General features: G+C 41.4%; 6 protein-coding genes. 2 read left to right on the top strand and 4 right to left on the bottom strand.

Features of this window, described 5'->3' with window-relative positions:
- The 4 genes from KGY70_18945 to KGY70_18930 all read right to left on the bottom strand — a co-directional run.
- The coding region (locus KGY70_18945) for a 50S ribosome-binding GTPase (GenBank protein MBS3777281.1) at positions 1-611 on the bottom strand (611 nt) is incomplete at its 3' end.
- Positions 611-856, bottom strand: a complete 246-nt coding sequence (locus KGY70_18940; GenBank protein ID MBS3777280.1) for a ferrous iron transport protein A — start codon at positions 854-856, stop codon at positions 611-613. The genes KGY70_18940 and KGY70_18945, both read right to left, overlap by 1 nt.
- Positions 857-1,016: 160 nt before the next feature.
- Positions 1,017-1,550, bottom strand: coding sequence for a hypothetical protein (locus KGY70_18935; protein ID MBS3777279.1), 534 nt, complete (start codon positions 1,548-1,550; stop codon positions 1,017-1,019).
- Between the two features lie 155 nt (positions 1,551-1,705).
- Positions 1,706-2,833, bottom strand: coding sequence for a hypothetical protein (locus KGY70_18930; GenBank protein MBS3777278.1), 1,128 nt, complete (start codon positions 2,831-2,833; stop codon positions 1,706-1,708).
- A gap of 177 nt (positions 2,834-3,010) precedes the next feature.
- Between KGY70_18930 and KGY70_18925 the strand changes: the two genes are divergently transcribed.
- Together KGY70_18925 and KGY70_18920 are read left to right on the top strand one after the other, a co-directional pair.
- Positions 3,011-3,265, top strand: coding sequence for a type II toxin-antitoxin system Phd/YefM family antitoxin (locus KGY70_18925; protein ID MBS3777277.1), 255 nt, complete (start codon positions 3,011-3,013; stop codon positions 3,263-3,265).
- Positions 3,262-3,513, top strand: coding sequence for a Txe/YoeB family addiction module toxin (locus KGY70_18920; GenBank protein ID MBS3777276.1), 252 nt, complete (start codon positions 3,262-3,264; stop codon positions 3,511-3,513). The genes KGY70_18925 and KGY70_18920 overlap by 4 nt, the downstream gene beginning before the upstream one ends.
- The last annotated feature ends 137 nt before the right edge of the window (positions 3,514-3,650 follow it).

The following is a 3,650-nucleotide window of genomic DNA, read 5'->3' as shown; positions in this document are numbered from 1 at the left end:
TTTAAGGAAAGTTCATCCAGCCGTTCAAGGAAAGTGTGATGTTTGTGTCCGAGCACCTGAACCTGGGAGACGATATCTCCGATTTGCCCCCATCGTTCATGCGTTGATAAGGGTGCCAGGTATCTTGCCCGTACTTCGGGTAAACGTTTTATGAGTTGAAGAATCCCTTTACCGCTGATCGCTGAAGTTGGGACGACCGGAACTCCCAGTAATTGTTCCAGTTTTTCAACGTCTATGGAAATTCCCTGGTGCTTTGTTTCATCCCACATGTTCAGGGCGATGATCATCGGGATGTTTTGCTCAAAAAGCTGAAAGGTTAAGTTCAGGTTTCGTTCAAGATTGGTAGCATCAAGTACATTCACCAGCACATCATCCCCGGTCATTTCCGAGATCATATCCACCGCCACCTTTTCATCCGTTCCCGAGCCATGTAAAGAGTAGGTGCCGGGCAGATCAATTATCTCGGCAGTTTCATCTACATAATGCATAAATCCTTTTGTCAGGGTAACCGTTGTTCCCGGATAATTGGAAGCAATAACCTTTGCGCCCGTTAACCGGGAAAAAACAACACTCTTACCCACATTCGGATTTCCTGCAAGCAATATCCTCATTATTGAGCGTCTTTCGAATCGGCGTTCACATATATTTTGGATGCCATTCCCCGTCCAATGGCAATTTTTGAGTTATCAACCTTAATGGTCACCGGCCCCTTCATCAGTACCTGACTCACCTTTTCAACTTTTTTATTTATTCTGATGCCCAATGAATCCAGATGATGCCGGACTCCGATACCTCCTTCAATTTCCGTTATTGTACCCGTTTCCCCCGGTTTCATCTTAACCAAAGATTTTTTCATAGAGATTTTGCCTGCATTTTTCAAATACTTCTAATTATGACCAACCCCTGCACACCATTCCGTATAACGACACATAACAGAAATCGTCCTTATATGTATGATTGATCCCTTTATTATACTACAAACAGAATCCCCAAAATTACATTTTATTTAGATTGATTCAAAATAATTTTGAACCAACAACAAGTGTTGAATTTTCAATCTTCCAGAAATTCATGGTACGGTTTATCCCTGCCAGCAGGTCAAAACTTTTGCTGATGTCGTATTCATAAATGACCGGAATCTGAATGGTACGCTGCCTTGAATCGAAATTCCAACGGATGGTTTTATCTTCAACGGTTTTATAATAATATTCCGATGTGTACTCCTCTTCCTCCCTTATTCTGTGATAATACCTGTAGGTTTCCGAAAAGGCATCCACCTTTTCTGATGTTTTGGTGGATTGCTTGCGCTGCCCCAGTATGATTCCCACATGGAGGCTTTGGTTATCCAGTATGTCCCAGTTCATGGCCGATTTTACCGTATGTTTGCTTATGGTTCTGTCACCCCCTCCGTTTCGGAAATCGTGCATATCTGAATAGCCTTCACTTTCACGCAGATAGTCGGTGCTTTCATAATGGTATTCATTTTCCGATTCGCTTTCTATGGATGAATTGAGATCCAGATCCTGGAACAAACGGGAATAATTATACATCAACCTAATTTGGACAAGCCAAAACCAAACAGGATGCTTTCAAGGAATTTAATGTGTTTCCGTTTTGGCTTTTCCAAATTAGCAAGCAAAATTTATGAGGCATAATTATATAAAGGTCATGATCTTTTTCAATTATTTTTATTTTTGAAAATGCCTCATAAATTTTGCCATAGTACCTTACCGGGCAAGTTTTGCCAAAAAAGCAAGAATTTAACCGGTAAGGTACTGAAAATTAAATCTTCCCTGATGTTTCTATTCCATTGCAGGCCTGCATAGATGGTATTGCCATGGTGGTCCCATTTCTGATCAGACGTGTACCAGCTTTCATACTCGCTCCAGTTGGAGCTACCTCTTTCTCCGTTTTTTGATACAGACTCATCATCCTGGTTTTTATCCTGCTGCACATTTCCGGTAACCAGTCCCAGGTAAAACCCCAGGCTGTTTTCCTTATCAAAGGAATAATCCAGACCCAGCGAAAAATCCCAGTGTCCATAGTCCTGCATTCGGTCTTTATATGATTTCCAGTAAGAATGGTAGTCAATACGCTGATTCCAGAGATTCTCGCTGCCCAGGCTGCCCTCACGGCCGAAAATAAATCTTCCTGCTTTCATTCCCAATTTCAGGGAAGGGTTCACTTCCCAACCGAGAAAAGCGTTGATGGAATGCCCTTCATGATACATATCGTCCGAAGCAGAATATCGGTCTTTTATATCGTAGTCACCTGTTCCGCTGAATGCTGCCCCCTCAGCATCCTTCCCGGCAAGGTAACGGTAAATGCCGCGGGGTATGGCATAATATTCCTCTGCCTGGCTGATTAACTGGTACGTTGCTCCCAGGGTTAACGAACGGTTTAAAACAGGCAGCCGGGTAAGATAAGCCAAACGTACCAGGGGTCTTAATTCACTTCTGCTGGTGGTATGATAATATCCCCAGCCTCTGTATATTCCACCGGAATAATACCCCGGATAATGGCGATATCCACTTTTTACAATCTCCCTGTTGTTCCTGAAGTCAATGTACATGAAATTGGAAGTAAGTGTATCGCGGTCGAAATCCGAAAGATTGGCCGGGTTGCGTTCAAGCGCGACAAGCGGATGATCCGAGGTCAGCACCGAAGCGGATTGAAATTGTTCGGCACCCATCGGATTTAAAAACGAAGGGGTAAAGAAAAAGTCCGATTGCTCAAAAGTCATTTCAAGCGGCCTGTCCGAGCGATACTGTGCCTGCATGCACATGGGTATCATGGCAAGTATTGCGAATGCAATTGATTTGAGATGTTTCATAATGGAGAAGATTTAAATGGATTGTTCTTTTGATACTCTGTACGGTGGGAATGAGCAAAACGCTGCGTGGGATATTAAAAATAAATCAGATGGTAGAAAATGTAAATCTATTGATATGAAATTGTGGCAATTTAACGTTATATTTGTACATTATTATGTACAAAAAATTATAACGCTATGTTAACAACTACGATATCTGATTTCAGGAAAAATATCAAAAAGTATCTGGATGATGTTACCCAGAACTTTGAGACATTGATCATTAATCGAGGAAAAGACAATGGAGTCGTGATCATGTCATTAGATGAGTATAATTCACTTCATGCCACCCAACATGAATTGTCCTCCAAGACTAATGAAAAACGTCTGGACTCCGCGATTGAAAAATTAAATCGAGGCTCGTCATTTGAAAAAGACTTGCTTGACTCATGAAATATATATTTGTAGATGAGTCCTGGGAAGACTACTTGTATTGGCAAAAAACTGACAAGAATATACTCAAAAGGATAAACAGACTACTTAAGGATATCGCCAGACATCCCTATTCTGGCGTTGGGAAACCCGAACCTTTGAAATACAAATACAAAGGATTTTGGTCCCGTCGAATAAATGATGAACACCGATTAATTTATAAATACCGTGAGGGTGAAATACTAATTGCTAAATGCAGGTTTCATTAGGATTAGTGGATTACTCTTCTCGGAATTTCAGTTATAGGTGATTTTCAGTGCCCCGCGAATAACGCGGGATTATAAGGTATACCCTGGTTTATGGAATTGCGTAGGAATGAAATAAAATAGGATACGTGGGAAGAATT

The sequence above is a fragment of the Bacteroidales bacterium genome, assembly GCA_018334875.1.
Lineage (GTDB): Bacteria > Bacteroidota > Bacteroidia > Bacteroidales > UBA12077 > JAGXLC01.
This window is presented reverse-complemented; position numbering and strand designations above follow the sequence as displayed.

Coding starts and splice junctions, on each gene's coding strand:
- KGY70_18940 (MBS3777280.1), bottom strand. CDS start 856: ATGAAAAAATCTTTGGTTAAGATGAAACCGGGGGAAACGGGTACAATA.
- KGY70_18930 (MBS3777278.1), bottom strand. CDS start 2,833: ATGAAACATCTCAAATCAATTGCATTCGCAATACTTGCCATGATACCC.
- KGY70_18935 (MBS3777279.1), bottom strand. CDS start 1,550: ATGTATAATTATTCCCGTTTGTTCCAGGATCTGGATCTCAATTCATCC.
- KGY70_18925 (MBS3777277.1), top strand. CDS start 3,011: ATGTTAACAACTACGATATCTGATTTCAGGAAAAATATCAAAAAGTAT.
- KGY70_18920 (MBS3777276.1), top strand. CDS start 3,262: ATGAAATATATATTTGTAGATGAGTCCTGGGAAGACTACTTGTATTGG.